Annotated in this window: 25 protein-coding genes and 3 tRNA genes; 10 read left to right on the top strand and 18 right to left on the bottom strand. The window is 61.8% G+C overall.

From position 1 onward, the window contains the following. On the bottom strand, window positions 1-129 hold a 129-nt coding region (locus tag ACSQ3Z_RS36465; RefSeq protein WP_245513479.1), incomplete at its 3' end, for a GTP-binding protein. A 284-nt stretch (window positions 130-413) separates the two neighbouring features. Here ACSQ3Z_RS36465 and ACSQ3Z_RS36470 point away from each other — a divergent pair. Next, the gene (locus tag ACSQ3Z_RS36470; protein ID WP_436175901.1) at window positions 414-1,301 is read left to right on the top strand and encodes a DMT family transporter; all 888 of its coding nucleotides are present in this window, start codon (window positions 414-416) and stop codon (window positions 1,299-1,301) included. A 3-nt stretch (window positions 1,302-1,304) separates the two neighbouring features. Here the strand turns inward: ACSQ3Z_RS36470 and ACSQ3Z_RS36475 are convergent, their stop codons facing one another. The 3 genes from ACSQ3Z_RS36475 to ACSQ3Z_RS36485 form a co-directional block, all read right to left on the bottom strand. Then, window positions 1,305-2,111, bottom strand: coding sequence for a sulfotransferase family 2 domain-containing protein (locus tag ACSQ3Z_RS36475; RefSeq protein WP_436175902.1), 807 nt, complete (start codon window positions 2,109-2,111; stop codon window positions 1,305-1,307). A gap of 350 nt (window positions 2,112-2,461) precedes the next feature. Next, window positions 2,462-2,535: transfer RNA gene (locus ACSQ3Z_RS36480), tRNA-Gly, on the bottom strand. 27 nt (window positions 2,536-2,562) lie between these two features. Next, window positions 2,563-2,647 (bottom strand) — tRNA-Tyr (locus tag ACSQ3Z_RS36485). A 211-nt stretch (window positions 2,648-2,858) separates the two neighbouring features. Here ACSQ3Z_RS36485 and ACSQ3Z_RS36490 point away from each other — a divergent pair. Beyond that, window positions 2,859-3,716 (top strand): TrmH family RNA methyltransferase, encoded by an 858-nt coding sequence (locus tag ACSQ3Z_RS36490; protein WP_436175903.1) that lies wholly within the window; start codon window positions 2,859-2,861, stop codon window positions 3,714-3,716. A gap of 33 nt (window positions 3,717-3,749) precedes the next feature. Here ACSQ3Z_RS36490 and ACSQ3Z_RS36495 read toward each other — a convergent pair whose 3' ends face one another. From ACSQ3Z_RS36495 to gcl, 3 genes are read right to left on the bottom strand one after another with little or no spacing between them, the layout of a single operon-like run. Further along, the gene (locus tag ACSQ3Z_RS36495; protein ID WP_436175904.1) at window positions 3,750-4,637 is read right to left on the bottom strand and encodes a 2-hydroxy-3-oxopropionate reductase; all 888 of its coding nucleotides are present in this window, start codon (window positions 4,635-4,637) and stop codon (window positions 3,750-3,752) included. A gap of 55 nt (window positions 4,638-4,692) precedes the next feature. Continuing rightward, window positions 4,693-5,490, bottom strand: a complete 798-nt coding sequence (hyi, locus tag ACSQ3Z_RS36500; RefSeq protein WP_436175905.1) for a hydroxypyruvate isomerase — start codon at window positions 5,488-5,490, stop codon at window positions 4,693-4,695. A 27-nt stretch (window positions 5,491-5,517) separates the two neighbouring features. Continuing rightward, window positions 5,518-7,299, bottom strand: a complete 1,782-nt coding sequence (gene gcl, locus ACSQ3Z_RS36505) for a glyoxylate carboligase (RefSeq protein ID WP_436175906.1) — start codon at window positions 7,297-7,299, stop codon at window positions 5,518-5,520. A gap of 204 nt (window positions 7,300-7,503) precedes the next feature. Here gcl and bhcR point away from each other — a divergent pair, with 204 nt between their 5' ends. Together bhcR and ACSQ3Z_RS36515 are read left to right on the top strand one after the other, a co-directional pair. Continuing rightward, window positions 7,504-8,388, top strand: coding sequence for an HTH-type transcriptional regulator BhcR (gene bhcR, locus ACSQ3Z_RS36510; RefSeq protein ID WP_436175907.1), 885 nt, complete (start codon window positions 7,504-7,506; stop codon window positions 8,386-8,388). 65 nt (window positions 8,389-8,453) lie between these two features. Next, a complete protein-coding gene (locus tag ACSQ3Z_RS36515) occupies window positions 8,454-8,939 on the top strand; it encodes a YbaK/EbsC family protein (protein ID WP_436175908.1) in 486 nt (161 codons plus the stop codon). Between the two features lie 83 nt (window positions 8,940-9,022). Here the strand turns inward: ACSQ3Z_RS36515 and ACSQ3Z_RS36520 are convergent, their stop codons facing one another. The 3 genes from ACSQ3Z_RS36520 to ACSQ3Z_RS36530 form a co-directional block, all read right to left on the bottom strand. Further along, entirely contained in the window at window positions 9,023-9,379 is a 357-nt protein-coding gene (locus ACSQ3Z_RS36520; protein ID WP_436175909.1) for a hypothetical protein, read from the bottom strand. 171 nt (window positions 9,380-9,550) lie between these two features. Further along, window positions 9,551-9,859: a BA14K family protein gene (locus ACSQ3Z_RS36525; protein WP_436175910.1), complete on the bottom strand. Its 309-nt coding sequence runs from the start codon at window positions 9,857-9,859 to the stop codon at window positions 9,551-9,553. 231 nt (window positions 9,860-10,090) lie between these two features. After that, a complete protein-coding gene (locus ACSQ3Z_RS36530) occupies window positions 10,091-10,258 on the bottom strand; it encodes a hypothetical protein (protein ID WP_436175911.1) in 168 nt (55 codons plus the stop codon). A gap of 157 nt (window positions 10,259-10,415) precedes the next feature. Between ACSQ3Z_RS36530 and ACSQ3Z_RS36535 the strand changes: the two genes are divergently transcribed. The 4 genes from ACSQ3Z_RS36535 (at window position 10,416) to ACSQ3Z_RS36550 (ending at window position 12,738) form a co-directional block, all read left to right on the top strand. Then, window positions 10,416-10,491 (top strand) — tRNA-Thr (locus ACSQ3Z_RS36535). Between the two features lie 99 nt (window positions 10,492-10,590). Next, window positions 10,591-10,878 (top strand): hypothetical protein, encoded by a 288-nt coding sequence (locus tag ACSQ3Z_RS36540; protein WP_436175912.1) that lies wholly within the window; start codon window positions 10,591-10,593, stop codon window positions 10,876-10,878. Between the two features lie 296 nt (window positions 10,879-11,174). Next, window positions 11,175-11,864 (top strand): gamma-glutamylcyclotransferase, encoded by a 690-nt coding sequence (locus ACSQ3Z_RS36545; protein ID WP_436175913.1) that lies wholly within the window; start codon window positions 11,175-11,177, stop codon window positions 11,862-11,864. A 274-nt stretch (window positions 11,865-12,138) separates the two neighbouring features. Beyond that, complete coding sequence (locus ACSQ3Z_RS36550; RefSeq protein WP_436175914.1) at window positions 12,139-12,738, top strand: cupin domain-containing protein; 600 nt, start codon at window positions 12,139-12,141, stop codon at window positions 12,736-12,738. Window positions 12,739-13,424: 686 nt separating this feature from the next. Here the strand turns inward: ACSQ3Z_RS36550 and ACSQ3Z_RS36555 are convergent. Beyond that, window positions 13,425-13,769: a hypothetical protein gene (locus tag ACSQ3Z_RS36555; RefSeq protein ID WP_436175915.1), complete on the bottom strand. Its 345-nt coding sequence runs from the start codon at window positions 13,767-13,769 to the stop codon at window positions 13,425-13,427. Between the two features lie 127 nt (window positions 13,770-13,896). Between ACSQ3Z_RS36555 and ACSQ3Z_RS36560 the strand changes: the two genes are divergently transcribed. Continuing rightward, window positions 13,897-15,246, top strand: a complete 1,350-nt coding sequence (locus ACSQ3Z_RS36560; protein ID WP_436175916.1) for a hypothetical protein — start codon at window positions 13,897-13,899, stop codon at window positions 15,244-15,246. A gap of 260 nt (window positions 15,247-15,506) precedes the next feature. Here ACSQ3Z_RS36560 and ACSQ3Z_RS36565 read toward each other — a convergent pair whose 3' ends face one another. Then, window positions 15,507-16,121, bottom strand: a complete 615-nt coding sequence (locus tag ACSQ3Z_RS36565) for a TetR/AcrR family transcriptional regulator (RefSeq protein WP_436175917.1) — start codon at window positions 16,119-16,121, stop codon at window positions 15,507-15,509. 171 nt (window positions 16,122-16,292) lie between these two features. Between ACSQ3Z_RS36565 and ACSQ3Z_RS36570 the strand changes: the two genes are divergently transcribed. Beyond that, entirely contained in the window at window positions 16,293-17,054 is a 762-nt protein-coding gene (locus tag ACSQ3Z_RS36570) for an MBL fold metallo-hydrolase (RefSeq protein ID WP_436175918.1), read from the top strand. Window positions 17,055-17,073: 19 nt separating this feature from the next. Here the strand turns inward: ACSQ3Z_RS36570 and ACSQ3Z_RS36575 are convergent, their stop codons facing one another. The 6 genes from ACSQ3Z_RS36575 to ACSQ3Z_RS36600 all read right to left on the bottom strand — a co-directional run bounded on the left by ACSQ3Z_RS36575 (window position 17,074) and on the right by ACSQ3Z_RS36600 (window position 23,223). Continuing rightward, window positions 17,074-17,775, bottom strand: coding sequence for a TetR/AcrR family transcriptional regulator (locus tag ACSQ3Z_RS36575; RefSeq protein ID WP_436175919.1), 702 nt, complete (start codon window positions 17,773-17,775; stop codon window positions 17,074-17,076). Window positions 17,776-17,816: 41 nt separating this feature from the next. Continuing rightward, window positions 17,817-19,244, bottom strand: a complete 1,428-nt coding sequence (locus tag ACSQ3Z_RS36580; RefSeq protein WP_436175920.1) for an amidase — start codon at window positions 19,242-19,244, stop codon at window positions 17,817-17,819. 93 nt (window positions 19,245-19,337) lie between these two features. Beyond that, window positions 19,338-20,372 carry an ABC transporter substrate-binding protein gene (locus tag ACSQ3Z_RS36585; RefSeq protein WP_436175921.1) on the bottom strand — a complete coding sequence of 345 codons (1,035 nt, stop codon included), beginning with the start codon at window positions 20,370-20,372 and terminating at the stop codon, window positions 19,338-19,340. A gap of 40 nt (window positions 20,373-20,412) precedes the next feature. Further along, window positions 20,413-21,213 (bottom strand): ABC transporter permease, encoded by an 801-nt coding sequence (locus ACSQ3Z_RS36590; RefSeq protein ID WP_436175922.1) that lies wholly within the window; start codon window positions 21,211-21,213, stop codon window positions 20,413-20,415. Then, window positions 21,206-22,126 carry an ABC transporter permease gene (locus ACSQ3Z_RS36595; protein ID WP_436175923.1) on the bottom strand — a complete coding sequence of 307 codons (921 nt, stop codon included), beginning with the start codon at window positions 22,124-22,126 and terminating at the stop codon, window positions 21,206-21,208. Before ACSQ3Z_RS36595 ends, ACSQ3Z_RS36590 begins: the two co-directional genes overlap by 8 nt. Window positions 22,127-22,131: 5 nt before the next feature. Next, window positions 22,132-23,223 carry an ABC transporter ATP-binding protein gene (locus tag ACSQ3Z_RS36600; RefSeq protein ID WP_436175924.1) on the bottom strand — a complete coding sequence of 364 codons (1,092 nt, stop codon included), beginning with the start codon at window positions 23,221-23,223 and terminating at the stop codon, window positions 22,132-22,134. Between the last annotated feature and the right edge of the window lie 135 nt (window positions 23,224-23,358).

The following is a 23,358-nucleotide window of genomic DNA, read 5'->3' on the forward strand; positions in this document are numbered from 1 at the left end:
ATCATAGCGCTTGTACTCGCCAAAATACTTCGTGATCGCCGCCGTCAGCGACGTCTTGCCATGATCGACGTGGCCGATCGTGCCGATGTTCACATGAGGCTTAGTGCGCTCGAATTTACCTTTTGCCATAGTCTCTTTCCTTGGACGGCCTGGACCTTCAGTTCAGTCGAATGCGGGGCGATTAGCGACTACGGCTGAAAAACACAAGTGCCTTGTGGCTGAGCGCTCTCTCAGTCGGTCCGAACCTGCGATCCGATTTTCGGGGGATATGGTCCCGATATAGGAACGCCGGCCTGGAAATGAAATAGGGCGGGAGCCCGGCCCGTCAGGGGCGCAATCCCCCTGCTCTTGCCGGATGTGCAGCGCCAGCCTGGCCCATTGCCGCCACGGCATCGCTCTGATTTGTTCGGCCGATGCAGTTCATTCCCACAAACATTCGCGGCCCGTTGTTCATGATCGTTGCCACCGGGTCCTACCTGGTCAACGACACGATGATGAAGCTCGCGACGTCGGGGCTGCCGTCCTACGAGGTGCTGTTCCTGCGCGGCATGGCCGCCACCTTGTGGGGGATGCCGCTGTTGCTGCTGCTCGGCTATGGCAAGCAGGTGCCGTTGATCCTCGACAGAAGAGTGTTGCGCAGAAACCTCCTCGAACTGGCGGCGATCCTTTGCTACGTGGTGGCGCTGGCCAACATGCAGATCGCCGATGCCACCGCGCTCGGGCAGATCACGCCGCTGCTGATGCTGGTCGGCTCCTCGATCCTGTTCGGCGAACGGATCGGCGGCGCGCGCATGGCGCTGATCGGGCTCGGCTTCATCGGCGCGGTGATGGTGGCGCAGCCGACGATGCAAGGGATATCGGTCTATGCCTTGCTGGCGCTCGGCAATGCGGCGCTGTCGGCCGCACGCGATCTCGCCGGCCGCAAGGTCGGCGCCGACGTGCCGGGGATGATCGTCGCCATGTCCGCGGTCCTGGTGGTGCTGGTCGGCGCCGGCGCAGCACATCTGGCTTCCGAGCCATGGGTGATGCCCGAGGCCCGTCACCTGGCGCTGATCGCAGGCGCCGGTTTCTTCCTGATCTTCGGCCATTTCTTCATCTTCATGGCCTACCGCGTCGGGCCGACGAGCGCGGTCGCGCCGTTCTACTATTGCTTCACCGTCTGGGCGGTCATCTCGGGCCTGCTGGTGTTCGGGCAGTTTCCGAACACACTTGCCGTCTGCGGCATCCTGCTGGTGGTGGCAAGCGGCCTCGCCATCGTATCGCTCGACGAGCGCAAGCGCCGGCTGACCGTCGTCGCTTGATCTCTAGACTAAGCCGCGTTCGACCAGCGGTCGCTTGGACATGAAGAGCAGGAAGTTGCGCGGCGTTCTGGGGAAAATGAGGCGACCGTCGCGCCCGGCTGCCGGATCGCCGTAGACATGCAGCGTCGAGGGTTCGCCGGCATCGCCTTCAGGAATGCCTCCCCATCTGCCTGGGTCGTAATAGTCGACCAGAAAGCCATAGTCGTAGCGGCAGAACCGCATTGCCTTGGCGAGCGCCTCGGGTGACATATCCGATGGCCCGAATTTCGTTGCAGCCGCCTGTAGCCGAGGCAGTTCCAGAGCCCGTCCGCCGAGAGCGGAGAAAAACGCGCCGACCTCGCCCATGCGCTCGAACCTGAAGACCCGCTCGAACTGGAACAGGTTGCTGCCGGTGAAATGGCGCACCGACGCGACGTGGAACCGGACCTCCCACGAACACGCACAGTATTTTTCGATGTTCAGGATGAACGTATCAAGATCCGGATCGACCGGGATGCCGAAGCCTTCGAGCTTGTCTTTCTCAGCCGACGGCCTGGCCATAACCCGGGCATCGCGGATCCGGTTGGAATAGGCCGAGAGAAGCCGCTCCAGCGGATCGCGAACGATGGTGAACCGGCGCCTGTGTGCGTCGCGAAGCGGATGGAAGGGATCGACATGATTTGTCGGCAGATGGCTGTGGACTTCGTTGTCCGGGTCGGGAAAATCGATGTCCTTCCCGCCAAGTGCAATCAACGCATATTTGACGCTGCTGCTGCCGCTTTTCGGGATCGGATAGTAGGTGACCGCAAGCTCTTTCGATTCAATCGCCATTGCCGGTCCCCCTGCATCTGTTTGCACCCAGCGGCCGACCCGAGGCCTGCAATGATACCGCCAATCGCGGCGGCGTCGCGCAGCCTCTACAGGCGAGGGCTAGACCTGCCAAGTGCGGGCGGGATGCATTTCAAGCGGCGGCTAGAAGAGCCAAGGGCTCGCCGCCGGTCTCGACGCGCAAGATGGCTGGTCATAGCACGACCAAGACCACGCAGGGCCATGTCCGCAACGGCGACCTCGACAACAATCGCAAGGTCGCCGACGCGAGGGCCAAACTGCGGTCGTGACACGGCCGTGACACGGCGCATTTTTCAAGGAAGCGATTTTGATAGTGACTTCAACAGCATGCTTGGAGCGGGTAGCGGGAATCGAACCCGCATATTCAGCTTGGAAGGCTGCTGCTCTACCACTGAGCTATACCCGCATCGTCTCAAGGCTCACGGGCTGGCAGTGGTGGAGAGGGTTGGATTCGAACCAACGTAGGCTAAGCCAACGGATTTACAGTCCGTCCCCTTTAACCACTCGGGCACCTCTCCAGCCTGCCGTCGAAGCCTTGCAACGAGGCATTCTCGCCGATCAGGTCGAAACCTAGGTCTTGTCCGAAATCAGCGAAGCGCCTTATGGCGGCAAGGCCAGTGGGTGTCAACCGCAACCTCTCGGCAAAATGCGCTGAATTTGACAGCCTGCCCGGCAAGCCGGTTTTCTGCCAGTATCCATGGCCCGGCGACACGGCTATAGAAGCCGGCCATGAGCAACGACAACAAGCCCAAGACCCCGAAAGATACCCATTACGCCAAGCTGCGCCGCGCCCACCGCGACGAGAAGGCAGGTGGCGCCCCGGCCTTCCGGCCGCGCCAGCCGGTGCCGCCCGGCGAGAACGCGGCCGACGGGCTGGTGCGGCTCTACGGCCTGCATACGGTGCGGGCGGCTCTCGACAACCCGCGACGCAAGATCAGAAAGATGCTGGTGACGCGCAACGCCGCCGAGCGGTTGGCGATCGCCGATCTCGCCGCCCTGCCGTTCAAGGCCGAACTGGTCGAACCGAAGGAGATCGACAGGGTCACCGGTTCGGACGCCGTGCATCAGGGCGTGCTCATCGAGGCCGAGCCGCTGAAGCCGAAGCGTCTCGACGCGCTTGGCGACACAAAACTGGTGCTCGTGCTCGACCAGGTCACCGACCCGCACAATGTCGGCGCGATCCTGCGCTCGGCGGTCGCCTTCGGCGCCGGCGCGCTGATCACCACGGCGCGCCACAGCCCACAGGAATCGGGCGTGCTGGCGAAATCGGCCTCCGGCGCGCTTGAGCATATCGACCAGATCGAAGTGAAGAACCTCGCCGACGCGCTGGGACAACTGCACGAAGCCGGCTTCCACACCATCGGCCTCGATTCGGACGGGCCGGCGGAGCTCGAAAACAGTTTTGCCGGCGACAAGATCGCGCTGGTGCTGGGCGCCGAAGGCAAGGGCCTGCGCCAGAAGACGCGCGAGACGGTGACGACGCTGGCCCGCCTCGACATGCCTGGCGCGATCAGATCGCTCAACGTGTCGAACGCAGCCGCAGTCAGCCTTTATGCGGCGAGGAAGTTCTTAGTGAGTAGTGAGTAGTGAGTAGTGAAAATTGCGACTACTCACCATTCACTACTCACTAACTTCATGCCCCGCCATCCGCTCCAGCGCCCTGACCAGTGCCGAATGGTCTTCCTTCGCCCCGCCATTGGCCGCGCAGGAGTTGAACAGCTGCTGCGTCGTCGAGGTGTTGGGCAGCGCCACGCCGAGCGCCTTGGCGCCTTCCAGCGCGAGGTTGAGATCCTTCTGGTGCAGTTCGATCCGAAAACCTGGCGCGAAGGTGCGCTTGACCATGCGCTCGCCATGCACTTCGAGGATGCGCGAGGCCGCCAGCCCGCCCATCAGCGCCTGCCTGACCTTGGCCGGGTCGGCGCCGGCTTTTGATGCAAAAACAAGCGCTTCGGCGACGGCTTCAATGGTCAGCGCGACAACGATCTGGTTGGCGACCTTGGTCGTCTGCCCCACGCCGTTCGGCCCGACCAAGGTGATGTTCTTGCCCATCTTTTCGAACACGGGTTTCGCGCGCTCGAAGGCCTTCTCCTCGCCGCCAACCATGATGGTCAGCGACGCCGCCTTGGCGCCAACCTCGCCACCCGACACCGGCGCGTCGAGATAGTCGCAGCCGAGATCGTTGATCTTCTTGGCAAACGTCTTGGTCTCGATCGGCGAGATCGAGCTCATGTCGATGACCAGCTTGCCCTTGCTCAGGCCGGATGCAACGCCGTTGTCGCCGAACAGCACATCGGCCACCTGCGGTGTATCGGGGACCATCAGGATGACAATATCGACCTCTTTCGCCACGGCGTCATGGCCGGTGACGGTTTTCAGCCCCTGGTTGACGAGATCGGCCGGCGGCTTCGAGCGATGGTCGCTGGCGATGACTTTGTAGCCGGCATCCAAGAGGTGCCCCGCCATCGGTGCGCCCATGATGCCGAGGCCGATGAAGCCGATGGTGTCCATTGTTGTTCTCCGTATTTTGCCAGAGTCGCGAAGGAACGCGGCTCAATTGCAACCGCTACGCCGCCGCGCTCCCCTGCCCGGCCAGATCGCGAAACCACGCCAGCCCAGCCTCGGTCCCGGCCTTCGGCTTGTATTCGGCGCCGATCCAGCCGGAATAGCCGATGCGGTCGATATGCTCGTAGAGGAAGGGATAGTTGATCTCGCCCGTCCCCGGCTCGTGACGGCCGGGATTGTCCGCAAGCTGGATATGCGCGATGCGGCCAAGGTTTGCCTCGATGGTACGGGCGAGATCCCCCTCCATGATCTGCATGTGATAGATGTCGTATTGCAGGAACAGGTTTTTTGAGCCGATGCGTTCGATCAGCGCCAGCGCCTGGTCGGAATTGGTGAGGAAGAAGCCGGGAATATCGCGCGTGTTGATCGGCTCGATCAGCAGCCGGATGCCGGCCTGTTCCAGCTTCTCGGCCGCGAAGGCCAGATTCTCGGCAAGGACGTTCTCCAGCACGGAGCGATCCGCACCTTGCGGCGCGATGCCGGCGAGGCAGTTGATCTGCTCGCAGCCAAGCGCATGCGCATAGCTGATCGCCTTGGCGACGCCCTGGCGGAATTCCGGCACGCGGTCCGGCAACACGGCGATGCCGCGCTCCCCCTTGCCCCAGTCGCCCGCCGGCAGGTTGAACAACACCTGCGTCAGGCCGTTCTTCTTCAGCCGCGCGGCGACCACCTCGGGCGCATGGTCATAGGGGCCGATATATTCGACCCCCTTGAAGCCGGCGCGGGCGGCCGCATCGAAGCGGTCGAGGAAATCATGCTCGCCAAAGAGCATCGACAGATTGGCTGAAAAACGCGGCATTCTTTTTCTCCTTGTTCCCGCCCGAGCCTAATCAAGCATCACGATGGCCGTCGGCGCATCCTCATGGCTTTCGGCAAGCTCCTCGAATTCGGTGATCTTGTCGATTTCCGTGCCCATGGAAATGTTGGTGACACGCTCGAGGATGAATTCGAGCACGACCGGCACCTGATGTTCCTTCATCAGCCGTTGCGCCTGCTTGAAGGCGCCGGCGAACTCTTCGGGCTTCCTCACCCTGACCGCCTTGCAGCCCATCGCCTCGGCAACCGCCACATGGTCGACACCGTAGCCGGCTTCCGGATCGCCGGCACGGTTGACGTTCTCGAAGGCGAGGCTGACCTCGAAATCCATCGAAAAACCGCGCTGCGCCTGGCGGATCAGGCCGAGATAGGCATTGTTCACCACGACATGGATGTAGGGCAATTTGTGCTGCGCGCCGACCGCCAGTTCCTCGATCATGAACTGGAAGTCGTAGTCGCCGGACAGCGCCACGATGGTGCGGTCGGGATCGGCGGCGCGCACGCCGAGCGCCGCCGGCAGCGTCCAGCCAAGCGGGCCGGCCTGGCCGCAATTGATCCAGTTGCGCGGCTTGTAGACATGCAGGAACTGCGCCCCGGCGATCTGCGATAGCCCGATCGTGGTGACATAGGTTGTGTCGCGGCCGAACGCCTTGTTCATCTCCTCATAGACGCGCTGCGGCTTCAGCGGCACCTGCTCGAAATGCGTCTTGCGCTTCATCGTCTTCTTGCGCTGCTGGCATTCCTTCGCCCAGCCGGACCAGTCGCGCAGCTTGCCCGCCGTCCGCCACTCGGTGGCGACATCGAGCAAGATCTTCAGCGCGGCACCCGCATCGGAGACCACGCCCAGGTCCGGCGCGAAGACACGGCCTATCTGGGTAGGCTCGATATCGACATGGATGAACTTCTTGCCCTTGGTGTAGACGTCGACCGAACCGGTGTGGCGGTTGGCCCAGCGGTTGCCGATGCCGAAGACGAAATCGGCCTCCAGCATCGTCGCATTGCCGTAACGGTGCGAGGTCTGCAGCCCGCACATGCCGGCCATCAGCCGGTGGTCGTCAGGGATCGCACCCCAGCCCATCAGCGTCGGGATGACCGGCACGCCGGTGATCTCGGCGAATTCGATCAAGAGATCGGACGCGTCGGCATTGATGATGCCACCGCCGGCGACGACCAGCGGCTTCTCGGCCGCATTGAGCATCGCCAGCGCCTTTTCGGCCTGGGCGCGCGTCATCGCTGGCTTGAACGGGGCAAGCGGCTCATAGGCGTCGATGTCGAACTCGATCTCGGCCAATTGCACGTCGACCGGCAGGTCGATCAGCACCGGGCCCGGCCGCGACGAGCGCATCAAATGGAACGCCTTTTGCAGCGCCATCGGCACCAGATAGGGTTCCATGACGGTAACCGCCCATTTGGCGACAGGTGCTGCGATCGCGGCGATGTCGACGGCCTGGAAATCCTCCTTGTTCAGCCTGGCACGCGGCGCCTGGCCGGTGATGCACAGGATCGGGATAGAGTCCGCGGCCGCCGAATAGAGCCCGGTGATCATATCGGTGCCGGCCGGCCCCGAAGTGCCGATGCACAGGCCGATATTGCCGGCCTTGGTCCGCGTATAGCCTTCGGCCATGTGCGAGGCGGCCTCGACATGGCGTGCCAGGATATGGCGGACTGTGCCCCTCGCCTTCAACGCCGAGTAGAACGGGTTGATCGCCGCGCCCGGCACGCCGAAGGCGCAGGAAATGCCTTCCTTTTCGAGAACGAGAACCGCTGCGTCGACAGCGCGCATCCTGGCCATGTCCAGCCTCCGCAAATGTGTTGATGGCCCAAGGATGGCAGCGTTCTTGCCATTTTTCAATTTTTTCAGAATATTTTTTCATTTCTAGAAAGCGGCGATTGTGAACTGATTTCATTGAGTTTTCCGTTTTCCAGAATCTGGCCACACAAAAAGAGTGAAAAACTTTTTCATTGCTTGTTTGGCGAAATCGGCAAGAATGACGCCATGGAAACGACCGAAAAACGCCAGCGCGGCCGTCCCCGCGCCTTCAACGGCCCCTCCGAGGCCGCTTCGGTGCAGTCGCTCGACCGGGCGCTTCGCATCCTGGCCATCGTTGCCGAAGGCAGCGGCCTGTCACTGAGCGAGATCGCCGCGCAGAGCGGCCTCGCTGCTTCCACCGCCTACCGTATGCTGACGACGCTGCAGAACCACGGCATGGTCGAGTTCGAGAGCACCGATCAACTGTGGTCGATCGGCGTCGAGACCTATCGCATGGGCGCGGCGTTCCTGCGCCGCCGCAAGCTTGTCGACCGCGCCCGCATCGTCATGCAGGAATTGATGGAAAAGACCGGCGAGACTGCCAATCTCGGCGTCGCCGAGGACGATTGCGTGGTTTTCGTCAGCCAGGTCGAGACGCATCAGGCGATCCGCGCCTTCTTCCGGCCGGGCACGCGCAGCTCCTTCCATGCCTCGGGCATCGGCAAGGCGGTGCTGGCGCATCTGGAACCCGAGCGCGTCGGCGCCATCCTGCGCAAGGCGGGGCTGGAGCGCTTTACCGAAAACACGCTGTCCGACATCTCGGCGCTGGCCCACGATTTGGTGAGGATCAAGCTGCGCGGCTGGTCGGTCGATGACGAGGAGCGGCATCCCGGCATGCGCTGCGTCGCCGCCGCCATCTTCAACGAGTTCGGCGAGCCGATCGGCGGCGTCTCGGTGTCGGGGCCGACGGTGCGGGTGACGCAGGAGCGGCTGGCCGAGATTGGGCCGTTGGTGCGCGAGGCCGCGACGGAAATCACCAGGATGATCGGCGGCCTTTCGAACCCTTCCTCACAAGGCAGCACCGATGCATCGGGATCACTCTTCGACATCACCGCCGCGCGCTCGCCTTGACACGCGGCCGGCGACGGCCAAGTCTGCGCCAACCTTCCAAAGCCGACAGTCCCCACCTGAAGAGAATGAGCCTCCAGTCCGTCAAAGCCTTCTTCGCCGAACATGCCCCCGACATCGAGGTGATCGAAACGCCGACAAGCTCGGCGACCGTGACCCTCGCGGCCGCGGCGCACGGAGTCGAGCCGGGGCAGATCGCCAAGACCATCTGCATGCGCGTCGGCGACCGGGTTCTGCTCGTCGTCGCCCGTGGCGATGCGCGCATCGACAACCGAAAGTCGCGCGATGCCTTCGGCGGCAAGCCGCGCATGCTCGATGCCGAACAGGTGGCTGACATCACCGGCCACCCGGTCGGTGGCGTCTGCCCTTTCGGCCTCGCCTCGCCGCTGCCGGTCTATTGCGACGTATCGCTGCGCACCTTCGAAGAGGTCGTGCCGGCAGCCGGCGCGACCAATGCGGCGGTGAGAATAGGCGTCGAGCGCATGGCCGGACTGGTCGGCGCCGAATGGTGCGACATCTGCCAGGATGCCCCAGAGGCCGCGGCGGCCGGCTAGACTAGTGCATGTCGCCCAAAAGTGCGCAGCGGTTTTGGGACAACGACATGCACAAAAAACAAGGAGCTAAAGCGCGACGCGCTTTAGCCACTCGGCAGCGCGCTTTTGCCCGCAACCTCGAAGACATCGAGCAGGATCGCCAGCCCGACGCCGCTTGCGGTGAAGATGAGACCCGCAATGAAGATGCGGTTGGCGCGCTCGTAGATGCGCCTTTGCAGCGACTGGACATCGAGCAGTATGGACAGTGCCCGCATCTGCAATGCGATGCCGATCAGGATCGGCACGACGGCGAGCAGATGGTAGGTTTGCCAAGGGATCGGGTTGGCGGCCCAATGGGTGATGAAGCCCAGCGAAAACGCCAGCAGGATGCCGACGGTGGTGACCGTGCCGTTGCGAAAAACGGGCTCGATCAGGTCCTCCTTCGGATCCTGTTCGTCCAAGGGTCCCTCCTCTCCGTTGGCCGTGGAGGGGAGATTAGACGTTCGGAAAATCGCTGTATACCGCCGGTCGCAGGCGGCGCCGACATTGGCAGTCGACCAATTCAACAACAGCGGAAAAAGGGGCCACGGAGGAGCCCCTTCTTCCGTTTGCCTGAAGCGGTTCACCTCCTCTCAGAGCCGGCAGTAATGGCGATAGCCGTCATAGCCGACATAGGTGTCGGAGTACGGGTCGTAGCTGGCATAGCGGGCGAGGCAGCGGCGGACGTGCCGCGAGTCGCCATAGTCCTCGACATAGACCGGGCGCGGCTGCTGGGAGAGCAGGCTGCCAAGGACAAACCCGCCGACGCCGGCGGCGATGCCGATGCCGATTTCGCGGTGGTGATGATGGCCGTGGGCGGCCGAGGGCTGGATGGTGCCAGCCAGCGTAGCGGCGGCGACAGTGGTGGCGATCAGGCCGGAAACGAGTGTGCGCTTGAACATGACGATCTCCTGGTTTCGTTGGAGAGGCGATCCATCCGCCCCTTGATCGTCAGTCGCAGCGAGCCGGAAAAAGGTTCGACGGATTTTCGATTTTTTCGCCAAGGGGACGCAGGCGTTCTTTGGGCCGTCGATGGACCGCCTGTCGACCTGCCGGCGCAGATGTCAGCGATTTAGTGACACCGCGCACGACAGGCTGCGGTTCACTACCGACTATTCCACTACACCCCTATTCTACCCCATGCCGGTGATATGGCGCAGCCAGAAGGCCAGAGCGATGAATCCGATGATCGTGGTGACGCCGGTCCAGTCGATGTTGGCGTTCTTCACATCCTTGACGAGCCTCACGAGGAGAAGAAATGCCACCACGACAAGCGGAAGAATGATGACGAATCTGATCATGCGACACCCTCGCTAAGGCGATTGCACCTCCATCATATGTAGGAAACGGGATGGCGGTTTTCAGCATGCCTGCCCTCCCGCCTCGACAGGGTTCATTGGCAACCAACAATGGAGTTTTGACTTTACTGGCGCACGAAATATGCTACCGGAGCGCCGTGCCCTTGTAGCTCAGCTGGTAGAGCAGCGGTTTTGTAAACCGAAGGTCGGCGGTTCGATTCCGTCCGGGGGCACCAGTTTCCACCCGACAATCCCCATAAATCAAGGAACCCAAGGGTTTCAACGTCCCCCGAGGTACACCAAAAGGTACACCGAGGGGTCCACCGAGGATGAAAATGGCACTGGAGCATGTCCAGCCGCGCGGCAATCGCAGGGTCTATCGACGGAAGGTGCCCAAGGCACTTCAAGGCATTCTCGGCAAGAAGGAGATGGTCCTTCGCCTCGGCAAGACCGACGCCGAGGTACGCAAGCAGTATGACGCCACACACGCCAAGGCAGAGCAAATCTTTGCCCAGGCGTGGGACGAGCTGCGCGGGGTGAAGGCACCGGCAGCGAAGCTCACAGCGCCCGAACTGTTTGACCAAGCGACAATGGCATTCGAGAGTTCGACCTCGTCCGTGTAAAGAACCAGTTTGAGAAACTGGACGTTGCCGATAGCGGACGCGAGCCGGACAAGCGGAAGAGGCTTCCGTTCTCGCCTGATCAGTTGGAAGCGGCGCGGGCGCGAGTGATGGACTGCCGATGACCTCAAACAGATTTGGCGGCTACTTGAGGGCGCCGGCTGCCGCCCATCCCCGGCACAATCCACCATGCGGACCCTTCCGCGCTTCCACCATGCAAATACGGAGAACATGGAGTGCATGTCTGTTAACATGACATGGGTTTCGAGAGGTGACGTATGTCCAAAGCGCGACGCCGAATGGCGCTGACTGCAGATTTGGTCGAGCGCGCCTATCGGGCGATTGAGAACACCGGCCCGGCCCCGGATATGGTTCGTAATACCGAAACCGAGTGGAACACCACCGTTCGGGAGATGCTAGCGTCGCGTCCTGCAGGACAGGATGTGTGGATCTTCGCTTATGGCTCACTTCTCTGGAAGCCGGCTGTGGAGCACGTGGAGGAGCGTCCGGGCGTCGTGCCGGGTTGGCACCGTTCGTTCTGCATTCGCATGAAAGATTGGCGCGGAACCGTCGACCAGCCAGGCCTCATGATGGGGCTCGACAGGGGTGGGCAGTGCGGGGGGATGGTTTTGCGGCTGGCCGAGGGTACCGTTGAGGCCCAGCTCGGAAAACTTGTCCGGCGCGAAATGCCCGTGAGACCCTCCAGCAAGCCGATCACCCAAACCTCGCGATGGGTGCATGTACATACGACCCAAGGGCGCTTTCGAGCACTTGCCTTCATCGTCAATCGAAATGGGGTCAACTATGCGGGAGGCCTTACGCCGGATGAGACTGCGGGTATTTTGGCCAACGCATGTGGCCATGGAGGGTCGTGCGCAGAATATCTTTACAACACAATCTCGCAATTGGAGGCTTTAGGCATTCGGGATCGCAACTTGTGGCACTTGCAGTCGCTTGTCGCAGACAAGCTTGTTTCATTGCATCCGTGACAGGCCTCTGGCGGCCTATAACAGTTGACAGAAGGTACACCGCTCGGGCACAAAGAGGTACACCGAGCTTAACCGCTTCGGGGGAAGAGCCCCTTCTATCCCCTTGATTTTTCTTCGGAAGTTCGGGTGGAACGCTCCAGTTGGATTTGGCCTTTAGCGCCGTCCGGGGGCACCAGTTCGCAGCTAGAACGTCAATCTCTTGTTTTCGATGTGCCGGCATTCCTGAAATACGAGATGATCCATGTCACGTTGTGGAGACGTCTACGAGAACAAGGTGACCGGCGAATTTGCCGTGATCCTGCGTGGCACCGAAGACCGCGGCCAGGGACCAGGCATCGTTCATTTGACCGCTCGGCCGGGAGCAGCTGTCGTGAGCGAGCACTTCCATCCGAACATGATTGAACGGTTTACCGTCTTCAAAGGCCGGCTCGACGCCTCCATAGCCGGGAAGACATTTTCTCTGGGACCCAGCCAATCCGCAACGGTGGAAGCCGGCGTGGTGCACGATTGGTGGAACAGCAGCAAGACCGACGAGGCGCACGTCCTCATCGAAATCGAACGCGCGCGCGGCGCGGACCACATCGATCCGAACCGCTTCGAGCTGCTGATCGGCATCCTCTTCGGCCTCGCCAATGCCGGTCGGGTGGACAAGAAAGGAAAACCTTTCCTGCTTCAGGCGGCAGTCATCGCCAGGGAATTTGCCGACGTGATTGTCTTCACGCAGCCTCCACCAGCAATTCAGCGGGTGGCGCTCGCAATCCTGGCGCCACTCGCCAGTCTGCTCGGATATCGGGCGATCGACCCTGATCTCTGCAGACCCCACGCACATATCACCCCGGCCCCCGAAATCCTCGCTTTGGTGGCGGAGCGCTGACAGATATATCGGAATTCACGACCCTGAAGTAGGGGCCTTCCGATGCGCTCGGCGGCACTGCGGCTTCGATCGATCCGACAAGTACGGTTCCCCACTGATGGGGTTTACCGACTGGCACGAAGGCATCAACGCGGCAGCAGGTAGGCCCGTTTGGAAACGAGAACGGACTCATGGGAGTTTCGTCCGACGGCGCCTGAAGAGGAAGCCGAGGCTTTCTGGTGTCATCCACCGTATTGAGCGCGCCGCCCGTCTCTATCGCGGCCTGCTGCGAGACGATCTAAAGGGGTAACATGCGTATGACGGAGATTGCGACAGTCGCGGCAGCAATGACGAGCAAGATCGCGGCAATCCGGCCGTTTTCTTCGAAACGGTCGCTATTTGGGTAGCCCCTTCTGGGCTTGGGTCGTGGTCGAAGTATTTCCATGGCGCCCTCCCGCAAGATTGCCGACTATAAAAGAGCATCTTGATCATATTTTACCCCGCCGAAAACGCCGCACTCAGGCACAGTTCCTAAGCAAAAAGCCGTAGTGCGGCCCGGCAGGGACGTGCGAGCGCTGTTCGGCGCCATCGCACTTCGATCTAGCCTGCTTTGCAGACGTTCGCTGAGCCTTGCTGCTCCCATATATTAGCGAAAGCCAGGTGAGAGCATGCTTTGGCCACTTGTCGCCGGTCATGGTCGACGTGATTCACACCCCAATCGCCGTTACCAATATCCGGTTCTGCCGCCGGATCGCCGCGCGCAATTCCGGTATCTTCGCCTCGTCGCGCTTCACGAACTCGATGAACATCATGTTCATGTTGTTGAAGATCAGTTCGCCCAACGCCGGTCCGTCGATGTCGGCGCGCACCAGGCCGATCTCCTGCAGTCGGGCGATCAGCGCGCGGATCTGCTCGGTCAGCGCCCGGTCGAGCCCGGTGTAGGCCTGACCGAACGGGCTGTCGGGCAGCTGCGTCGAGATCGCCATCGCCTGCCGCCACATCTCCTTGCTGAGACAATGCAGCGAGTGCTCGACATAGATGCCGAGCACCATCCGATATTTTGTATTTTGTTAGATTTTGTGATTTGCGCGATACCCCCAACGGGGCTTTGGTGGGTGCAGGCCTTTCTGGCTTCAGGCATTTGGGCGGAAACGGCGGGGGTGTGAAAGGTGGCCAAGCATGGCCCTTACAAGCACCATTTTCTTGAGCGGCGACTATGGCTACAGCAGCTATAAACCATCCAGTCTGGCCGCCGACACCATTATCGATGCCACTAACGCCTCGTGGATCGTCGCCAATCAGGGAAGTCCCACCAACCGCTATCCCTTTTCGGTCACCGGCCCCGGCGACAACCTCCTAGTTTTGGGCGGCACGATCAACGGCACGGTTTCCCAAACCGGCGACTGGGAGAGCATTTACGTCAACTCCGCCGCAGTCCGTGTAAATTCAGCCTACAGCTTTGTCATCGACGACTGGACAATCACCAAGCCCTGGGATGGCATCCGTGTCGGCGGCACTGGCACCTTCCTCATCGACGATTGCTATGTCGGCTACTCCCGAGACGACGCGGTCGAGGACGACGACGTCATCGGCGGCACCATCCGGGATTCCCTGTTCGACAACGTGTTTTCCGGAGTGAGCCTTGGTGACGGTGACATGGATGGGTCTGACAACACGGTCATCATGGAGGGCATGCTTCTGGGCATGAAAGAGTACCTTCGCAAAGGCGAGATGACCCACGGCTCGCCGTTCAAACTCGACAAGGGCACAGGCTCTGACGATGTCGTGCCCAGCCTGCACTTTATCGATTGTGTGGTGGCGATCACCGACGTCAACCACAACGGCATGGAGCGGCTGCAGCGGGCCTGGGACAAGACGGTCGAGTCGCACGGCAATTACTACCTCAACCTCTCTGACACGCCGCTGCCCTCCGATTACCCAATGCCGCCCGCCGGCTGGACGGTCTTAGAAGGCCAGGCGGCCCGCGATTACTGGGCCAACGCCAAGGCAGTCTGGCATGCTGCCCATGACGGGACCGACCCGCCACCGTCACCGCCGACACTGCCGACCGACCCGGCCAAGGGGACCACTGGGAACGACACTTTTGTCGGCACTGGCGCGGCCGATAACTATGATGCCCTGGCTGGCGACGACATACTGTGGGGTGGGGGTGGCAACGACGTGCTGACCGGTGGCGCCGGCGAGGACACCTTCGTGTTTGACACGGCCTATGGCCCCGGCAATGTCGATACACTCACCGACTTCCACGCGGCTGATGACGCGCTTTATCTCGACAATGCCGTTTTCACCAAACTCGGCCCCGGTTCCCTATCCAGCCCGACGCGGGTGAACTCGTCGTATTTCGAGTTGCGCGAACACGCCACCAGCAGCAACGATTACCTGCTCTACAACCAGAGCACGGGCATTCTGTACTATGACCCCGATGGCTCGAATTCGACCGCCCAGGTGCAAATCGCCCAACTGGTGGCCGGGGCGGCCCTGAGCTTTCACGACGTGTTCATCATATGATCGCTCATGCGATCGCACATGGCACTACGAAGCGCGAGCGCGTCGCACGACGACGCCTTGCGTGTGGTGGCCCGAATTCCCGTTCCGTCCGAACAGGTCGCTCTGGCGGTCTGTAACCGATGTGGAATTCGTCCACTATGGCCGATCCGGTGCCATGTCTCTTCGGCAAGATCGCGCGGAACCTCATGGCGGTCTTCAACATTCCTGTGTCAACCAGTTCGCTGGAGAAGTCATAGATTTCTCCTCTCTGCTCCTGACTCTCACACCGCAATCGCCGCCACCAATATCCGGTTTTGCCGCCGGATCGCCGCGCGCAGTTCCGGTATCTTCGCCTCATCGCGCTTCACGAACTCGATGAACATCATGTTCATGTTGTTGAAGATCAGTTCGCCCAGCGCCGGTCCGTCGATGTCGGCGCGCACCAGGCCGATCTCCTGCAGCCGCGCGATCAGCGCGCAAATCTGCTCGGTCAGCGACCTGTCGAGCCCGGTATAGGCCTGACCGAACGGGCTGTCGGGCAGCTGCGTCGAGATCGCCATCGCCTGCCGCCACATCTCCTTGCTGAGATAGTGCAGCGAATGCTCGACATAGATGCCGAGCAGCGTATCCAGCGCATCGCCGACATTGGCCGGCGGGTTGGCGACCACGTCGCTCCCGGCGTTTAGCACCTCGTTGACCTCCATCGAGACGATGGCGCCGAGGATATCGCCCTTGTTCTGGTAATAATTGTAGATCGTGCCGATCGACACTTCGGCCTGCGCGGCGATGGCCTCGATCTTGGCGCCCTCATAGCCGGCCTCGCGGAAAAGTGCCGCCGCCGCCTCGATGATGCGGCGGTGCCGATCCGCCTTTTGCCTTGCCCGCAATCCGCTCATGAAAGCCTCTTGCCATAAAAACAGAATTGACTCAATTTTAGAATTGGCTCAATTTTTTGCAGGAAGCCACAAAGGCAAGGGAGAACACTCAATGTCCGCTGGCGTCGGCGCTATCGATCATCCTGATGGCTGTCGTCACCGTTGCGACATCATCCTGCTGACGGACTGAGCATGGACACACTTGCGGTCATCGACGCCCCCGACTGGTACGAAACGATCCGCATGAGCGACGGCGTGACGCTGATCCACGAGCCGTGGATAAAACCACTCTTCCGCTGCAACATCTGGCATGTGCGCGGCCGCGATCGCGATCTGCTGTTCGACACCGGCCTCGGCCACTTCAGCCTCAGGCGCCACGTGCCGCTGGTGACGGAGCGCAAGCTAATTTGCGTCGCCAGCCACACCCATTTCGACCATATCGGCTGCCATCATGAGTTCCCGGACCGCTGCGTGCATTGGGCCGAAGCAAAAATCCTCGCCGATCCGCGCAACGAATGGACGGTCGCCGACCGCTACGCCACCGACGCGATGTTCGATGGCACGCCGCAAGGCTGGGATGCGGCGCGCTACAACATCCTGCCGGCGCCTGCCAGCCGTCTTCTCGAACAGGGTGATGTTGTCGATCTCGGCGACCGCGCCTTCGAGGTCATCCACACGCCCGGCCATTCGCCCGGCGGCATCGCGCTCTACGAGAAGAAGACCGGCATCCTGCTCTCCGGCGACATCATCTATGACGGCCCGCTGATCGACGATGTCTATCATTCGCTGGTCGATGACTATGTGGCGACGCTGCTTCGCATGCGCGACCTCGACGTCTCGGTCGTCCATGGTGGCCATTTCCCGAGCTTCGGCAAGGTGCGCTACCGCCAGCTCATCGACGAGTATCTGGCGCAAAAGCGCCAGGCCGGCTGCCACCTGCTGCAGGCCCGATAGGTGGCTGCAACCCGATCCGTCACTCCAGATCGAAATGGCGCGGAAACGCCTGATGCAGCAGCATCAGCATCGTCTTGCGCAGCACATCGGATTTGCCCGCCGGTGGGTTGAGGTGGTCCCAGAACCATGCGCCATGCACGAGATAGTTGAGGCTTTCCGCCAGTGTGTCGGGGTCGACATCGGTGTAGCCGCCGCTGCGCTTGATTTCGATCAGCAAATCGCGCGCCTCGGCATTGTAGCTGAGATCGCTGGGCAGGCCGATCTCGTTGTAGATCTGCATGCTCTTGCGATCGCTGGAGAACACGACAAAAACCGAAACCCATTTCGGATGCTGCCTGGCGAAGCGCTGCGCGCATTCGACCGCGCCCATCAGCCGCTCGACCGGCGACAGGTTCGGCGCGCGCACCAGCGTCGCCCAAAGTTCGTCGTACCGGTCGCTGAGATACTGCAGCACGGCCCGAAACAAATTCTCCTTGCTGCGAAAATGGAACACCACCAGCGCATTGGACGAGCCGACATGTTCGGCGATGCGCTGCATGGTGACGCTGGCCAGGCCTTCCTCGGCGATAAGGTCGATGGTGGCGTCGATGATGCGCTGGACGCTCGCCTCGCCACGCTCGCGCCGGCGGTCTTTCGGGGCGGCATCGTTCGCCGATCCCCTGCCCTCAGCCATCGCAATCTTGCGCTTCTCCGCTGCCGCGGTCGCCTTGCGTTCTGCCATTCTCATTCGGCCTTTTCGAACTTGCGGCCCCGCGTCAGATATCAAAGCGACGGGCGTGTCTCGGCACTCTCATACCATTGTCCCTGCGCCGTTTCATAGGCGAGCGCCGCCCGGAACACGTCGGCATCGCAATAGGTGCGACCGACAATCTGGATGCCCGTCGGCACGCCATTCGCGGCCCTGCCCGAAGGGATGGAGAGAACCGGACAACGGCTCATCATGTTGAACGGGGTGGTCATCACCCAGCCAAGCGACGGGTTCACTTGCTTGCCGTTGATCTCGACGGTGTCTTTGGTGTGGTCGAACTCCGCCGGCACCGCGGGAATGGCGTTCGTCGGGCAGATCAGCACATCGTACTTTTCCAGCAACGGGCCCAGTGTCTGGTACATCCTGGCGGCGACCTCCAGGGTTCCGACAAAATCCGCGGCTTTCGATTGTTGACCGTCCACGGCGAACTGCCGCGCATAGCTGGTCATGTCCTTGCCGTGCTCCTCGAGCAGTTGCGCCAACGAGGCGCCGAACAGATGCTCGAGATAGGCGATGCCGGCCTTCAGCACCTCGTCGCCCCAGCCCAGATCGACTTCCTCGACAGTGGCACCCAGCGACCGGAACACATCGCATGCGGCAAGCGTGTTCCTGCGCACATCGGCATCCACTTCGAAAGAACCGAGGTCCATCGAGAAACCGATCTTCCAGCCCTTGATCGGCTTGTAGTCGAGCGGCAGGCGCAATTTCGGGCGCAGCGTGGCGATGTCGAGCGGGCTCGGCCCCGCCATGACGTTCTGCAGCAGGCTCGCATCCCTGACGTTTCGCGCCAGCGGCCCGGTGTGGCAGTAGAAATCGAGATTGAACGGTGGCTCGTCCGGATTGCGCCCGTAAGGCGGCTTGAAGCCGACGAGACCGCAGGCCGACGCCGGAATGCGGATCGACCCGGCAATGTCCGAGCCGGTGGCGATCGAGGATGTGCCCGAGGCCAGCGTTGCCGCGGCACCTCCGGACGAACCGCCCGGCGTGAAGTCCGGATTCCACGGATTGCGCGTGACGCCCCATCGCCTCGACCAGGTAACTCCGGCGCAGCTGAACTCGGGCGTCGCCGTGCGGGCGTGCACGATGCCGCCCGCCTTGATGACACGCTCGTTCATCGTCGACGTATGCCCGCCGATGGCGTCCTTGGTCAGCAGCGAGCCATGCGATGTCGGCTTGCCCTTGATGTAGCTCTCGTCCTTGATGCCGATCGGCAGGCCCTCGAGCGTGCCGGTCCTGGCGCCCCTGGCGTATTTTGCTTCGGCCTTCCTGGCCAGATCCATCGCCTCGTCGAAATGCGTGAAGGTGAAGCAGTTGATCGTTGCCTTCGTCGCCTCGGCGCGATCGATGGTCGCCCGCATCAGCTCGACGGGCGAGAGTGTCTTCGCCTTGAACTGCCGCAATGCCTCGCTGGCCGGCATGTAGCAAAGGTCGAGATCGGTCATGAAAGTCTCCTGCGATCGCCAGGATCGCCTTTTGGCTTGATGGTCGGGAGATGGCCGCGCCGCATCTCGCGGCGCGGCCAGATTCCGGGACGGCTATTTCTGCAGGTCGGTCCAGATCTTCGTGTAGAGCGCCTGCACATCCGGCGAACAGGTCGGCATGAACTTGCCCTTGGCGGCGAATTCGGCCGGAACATCCACCTCCGGCGCGCCCTTCATGTCGGCCGGCATGAAGGCTTCCGACCCCTTGATGCCGTTGGCGTAGCGGGCGAAAGCCGAAATCAAAGCGGCATTCTCGGGATCCATGATGAAGTTCTGGAACAGCTTTGCGTTCTCGACATTCTTGGCGTCTTTGAGAACCGCGACATTGTCCATCCAGATCGGATAGCCCTCCTTGGGATAGCCGTAGACGATCTTGTCGTTCTGCAGCCGCTGGCGCAGCGAAATGCCGTTCCAGTTGACACCGGCCGCGATGTCGCCCTTACCCAGCCCGTCGACGGCGCCATAGTCGAAGGAGAGCCATTTCGCCTTGGCCTCGACCAGCTTGTCGCGCACCTTCTTCAGCACCTGCTTGTCGTCGGTGCAGTAGTCGCCGCCTTCATAGGAGATGGCGAGGTACATGATATCGCCCATCTCCGGCACGACATTGATCTTGCCGACGAGCTCGGCGGGTGGATCCAGGAAGATCGCCGATGTGTTCGGATCGCCGGAATAGACCGACTTGTTCACCGACATGCCGGTCGTGCCCCACTGCCACGGCACGGTGTATTTGCGGCCCGGATCGAACGGCACGTCGACCCACTTCGGATCGACGTTCTTGAAATTCTCCATTGTGTTGGGATCGGTCTCCAGCAGCAGACCTTCGCTGATCCAGATCGGAACGACGCTTGCCGACGGCACGACGATGTCGAAACCGGCGCCGCCCTGGCGGATCTTGGCCAGCGCGGTGTCGTTGGAATCGAAGTCGGTGACGGTGACCTTGACCTTGTAGGTCGCCTCGAATTTCTTGATCAGGTCGGGGCTGGTGTAATTGCCCCAATTGTAGATGTTGAGCTCGCCGTCGGCGCGGGCCACGCCCGTGGCAGTCAGCAGCGACAGCCCGACGGCCGTCGCGGTCAGTTTCCAGTTCATGCTTCTTGCTCCCATTGTTGGGACCGTCGGCAATGCGGCCTCAGGTCCGTTTCCTGCTGATGAAGAAGAAAGCCGTGACGATGCCGATCGACAGCGCCAGGAAGACGGTCGAGATCGCGTTGATCTCGGGTGTCACGCCGCGGCGGATTTGGCCGAGCATGAAGGTCGGCAGCGTGTCCTGGCCGCCCGATTTGACGAACTCGGTGATGACCACGTCATCCAGCGAGACGACGAAGGCGAGCATCAGCCCGGCGAGGATGCCCGGCCAGAGCAGCGGCAAGGTCACATGGCGGAAGGTCTTCCACTTCGTTGCATAGAGATCGGCCGCTGCCGTCTCGAGCGACAGATCCATGCTTTCGAGCCGCGCCCGGATCGGCAGATAGGCGAACGGCACGCAGAAGGCGGTGTGGGCCGAGATCAGGTAGCCCAGGCCCGAATAGCCGGTCCAGATCTTGATGCGCGAGAACACGATCAGCAGCGCCACCGCGGTGACGATCTCCGGCACCATCAGCGGCTGGTTGATGAAGGCGTATTTGAACGTCAGTCCCCGGTAAGGCTTGGTCCGGGTCGTCGCCAGTGCAGCCATCGTTGCCGAGATCGTCGCCAGCACGGCGGCGATGGCGGCGATCTGGAACGAGCGGATCGACGACTCGATCACCAGCGAATTGTTCCAGGCGGCGTGGAACCAGCGCAGCGAAAAGCCTTTCCAGATCGCGAGCGAGTCGTTGTCGTTGAAGGCGTAGACGACAAGTGTGGCGATCGGCAGATAGAGCAGGAAGAAACACAGCATCGCCATGGTGACGAAACCGGTCTGCCGCCGGACATCGAAGCGGTCAGCCATGGCTGCCATCCGATCTGGTTGTGTTGCGGACGTAGAACAGCAGCGCGATCATCACGATCGCCATCAGCGCAATCGACAGTGCCGCGCCGAGCGGCCAGTTCCGGCCCTGGCCGAATTGCAGCTCGATCAGATTGCCGATCATCAGATTGGTGCCGCCGCCCAAGACGCGTGGCGTCACATAAGCGCCAAGCGAGGGAATGAAGACGAGGATCGAGCCGGCGACGATGCCCGGCGTGACCAGCGGGATGATGATGCGCCTCAGCACCTGCAGCCGCGTCGCATAGAGGTCATAGCCCGCCTCGACCAGGCGGAAGTCGATCTTCTCCATGCTGGCATAGAGCGGCAGCACCATCAGCGGCAGGAACACATAGACCATGCCGAGGAGGACGGCGAAGTTGGTGTACATGAGCTGGACGGAGTGATCGGAGATGCCAAGCAATTGCAGCACCGAATTGATGATGCCGTCATTGCGCAGCACCTCCTGCATGGCGAAGGTGCGGATCAGAAGGTTCGTCCAGAACGGAATGGTGATCAGGAACAGCCAGATGTCGCGCCGGTGTTCGGGCCGCGTCGCGATGAAGTAGGCGGTCGGGAAACCGAAGATCAGGGTCAGGATGGTGGTCATCGCCGACAGCGACACCGAGCGCCAGAAGATCGACAGATGCGCGCTGGCGAGCGACAACGTGTCGTCGAAGACGTCACGCTCGAGCAGCACGCTCACCCAGGCGTCGGTCGAGAACTGCCACTTCACGTCGCCGTAATTGCCGGGGGTCAGGAAGGAATGAACGACCACGATCAGCAGCGGCCCAAGGGCCGCGAGGAAGACGATCAGCAGCGCCGGGGCCGAAAGCAGCCAGCGTGACCTGATATCGTCGCGCTCGGCCTTGTCGGCGATCTCTTTCGCGCTCGCCATCGGCCCTAATCCTTCAGCAGTTGCGCGGCGTCGTCGCCGATCGAAATGCCAACCTTGTCGCCTCGCTCGAAGCCGCAACTGGCGCAGCGCGAATTCTGCTGACGCACGATGAAGGCTTCGCCACCGTCCAGCCGGACATGGATGTGCGTGTCGGTGCCGAAATAGACGACGGTCTCGATTGTGCCGGCCAGATCGCCAGTGCCCTTGACGAGCCTGGCATGCTCCGGCCGCACCATCAGTGTTGCCTGGCTGCCCGGTTGGAAATCCCTGGCGGCGGTCGCAAGGATCTTTGCCCCCGAGCGAAGAGCGACCTTCGCCTTGCCGCCCTCGGCGCATTCAACCGTGCCGGTCAAAAAATTCGTCTCGCCGATGAAGTCGGCGACGAAACGTTCCGCCGGGCGGTCGTAGATGTCCCAGGGCGTGCCGACCTGCAGGATGTTGCCCGACGACATCACCGCGATGCGGTCCGACATCGTCAGTGCTTCTTCCTGGTCGTGGGTGACGAAGATGAAGGTGATGCCGGTCTCGTGTTGCAGCCGCTTCAGTTCGATCTGCATCTCCTTGCGCAGCTTGCTGTCGAGCGCCGAGAGCGGCTCGTCGAGCAACAGCACCTTCGGCTGCGGCGCAAGAGCGCGGGCCAGCGCCACGCGCTGCTGCTGGCCGCCGGAGATCTGGCTGGTGCGGCGGTTCTTCTGCTCCTGCATGTGGACGAGTTTCAGCATCGCATCGACACGGGCAGCGATCTCCACCTTCGACTTGCCGAGCATCTTGAGGCCGAAGCCGATGTTCTCGGCCACCGTCATGTGTGGGAACAAAGCGTAGGATTGGAAGACCGTGTTGACCGGCCGCTTGAACGGCGGCAGCGGCGCGATGTCCTCGCCGTAGAGCAGGATCTCGCCTTCGCTCGGAAAGTCGAAGCCGGCGATCAGCCTCAGAAGCGTCGTCTTTCCGCAGCCCGACGGCCCAAGCAGCGTGAAGAACTCGTTTTCGCGGATCGAGACGGAGACATCGTCGAGCGCCTTGACCGCGTCCTGGCCGGTTCCCTGAAAAATCCTGCTGACGCCCTTCGCCTCCACGGCGGGCCGGATGGCTACCAAGATGTTCCCCTTTTCTTGGTGGCCATTCACCGGCGGACGCCGGCTGGCCAACTCAGTTCTCACCGTTAGGGATAACTATGACTAAACATACAGTCAATATCTTTTTGAAGTATGCGCCTGTGCGCAATCCTAGAT

Origin of the sequence: Mesorhizobium sp. LjNodule214 (genome assembly GCF_964252735.1) — a bacterium.
Classification (GTDB): domain Bacteria; phylum Pseudomonadota; class Alphaproteobacteria; order Rhizobiales; family Rhizobiaceae; genus Mesorhizobium.

What these genes read in the sequence shown, in the direction of transcription:
- ACSQ3Z_RS36575 (WP_436175919.1), bottom strand. Translation starts at nt 17,775, where the DNA reads ATGGCAGAACGCAAGGCGACCGCGGCAGCGGAGAAGCGCAAGATTGCG.
- ACSQ3Z_RS36590 (WP_436175922.1), bottom strand. Translation starts at nt 21,213, where the DNA reads ATGGCTGACCGCTTCGATGTCCGGCGGCAGACCGGTTTCGTCACCATG.
- ACSQ3Z_RS36470 (WP_436175901.1), top strand. Translation starts at nt 414, where the DNA reads ATGCAGTTCATTCCCACAAACATTCGCGGCCCGTTGTTCATGATCGTT.
- ACSQ3Z_RS36570 (WP_436175918.1), top strand. Translation starts at nt 16,293, where the DNA reads ATGGACACACTTGCGGTCATCGACGCCCCCGACTGGTACGAAACGATC.
- ACSQ3Z_RS36540 (WP_436175912.1), top strand. Translation starts at nt 10,591, where the DNA reads ATGGCACTGGAGCATGTCCAGCCGCGCGGCAATCGCAGGGTCTATCGA.
- ACSQ3Z_RS36530 (WP_436175911.1), bottom strand. Translation starts at nt 10,258, where the DNA reads ATGATCAGATTCGTCATCATTCTTCCGCTTGTCGTGGTGGCATTTCTT.
- ACSQ3Z_RS36555 (WP_436175915.1), bottom strand. Translation starts at nt 13,769, where the DNA reads ATGGTGCTCGGCATCTATGTCGAGCACTCGCTGCATTGTCTCAGCAAG.
- ACSQ3Z_RS36545 (WP_436175913.1), top strand. Translation starts at nt 11,175, where the DNA reads ATGGCGCTGACTGCAGATTTGGTCGAGCGCGCCTATCGGGCGATTGAG.
- gcl (WP_436175906.1), bottom strand. Translation starts at nt 7,299, where the DNA reads ATGGCCAGGATGCGCGCTGTCGACGCAGCGGTTCTCGTTCTCGAAAAG.
- hyi (WP_436175905.1), bottom strand. Translation starts at nt 5,490, where the DNA reads ATGCCGCGTTTTTCAGCCAATCTGTCGATGCTCTTTGGCGAGCATGAT.
- ACSQ3Z_RS36595 (WP_436175923.1), bottom strand. Translation starts at nt 22,126, where the DNA reads ATGGCGAGCGCGAAAGAGATCGCCGACAAGGCCGAGCGCGACGATATC.
- ACSQ3Z_RS36560 (WP_436175916.1), top strand. Translation starts at nt 13,897, where the DNA reads ATGGCCCTTACAAGCACCATTTTCTTGAGCGGCGACTATGGCTACAGC.
- ACSQ3Z_RS36515 (WP_436175908.1), top strand. Translation starts at nt 8,454, where the DNA reads ATGAGCCTCCAGTCCGTCAAAGCCTTCTTCGCCGAACATGCCCCCGAC.
- bhcR (WP_436175907.1), top strand. Translation starts at nt 7,504, where the DNA reads ATGGAAACGACCGAAAAACGCCAGCGCGGCCGTCCCCGCGCCTTCAAC.
- ACSQ3Z_RS36525 (WP_436175910.1), bottom strand. Translation starts at nt 9,859, where the DNA reads ATGTTCAAGCGCACACTCGTTTCCGGCCTGATCGCCACCACTGTCGCC.
- ACSQ3Z_RS36495 (WP_436175904.1), bottom strand. Translation starts at nt 4,637, where the DNA reads ATGGACACCATCGGCTTCATCGGCCTCGGCATCATGGGCGCACCGATG.
- ACSQ3Z_RS36490 (WP_436175903.1), top strand. Translation starts at nt 2,859, where the DNA reads ATGAGCAACGACAACAAGCCCAAGACCCCGAAAGATACCCATTACGCC.
- ACSQ3Z_RS36475 (WP_436175902.1), bottom strand. Translation starts at nt 2,111, where the DNA reads ATGGCGATTGAATCGAAAGAGCTTGCGGTCACCTACTATCCGATCCCG.
- ACSQ3Z_RS36585 (WP_436175921.1), bottom strand. Translation starts at nt 20,372, where the DNA reads ATGAACTGGAAACTGACCGCGACGGCCGTCGGGCTGTCGCTGCTGACT.
- ACSQ3Z_RS36565 (WP_436175917.1), bottom strand. Translation starts at nt 16,121, where the DNA reads ATGAGCGGATTGCGGGCAAGGCAAAAGGCGGATCGGCACCGCCGCATC.
- ACSQ3Z_RS36580 (WP_436175920.1), bottom strand. Translation starts at nt 19,244, where the DNA reads ATGACCGATCTCGACCTTTGCTACATGCCGGCCAGCGAGGCATTGCGG.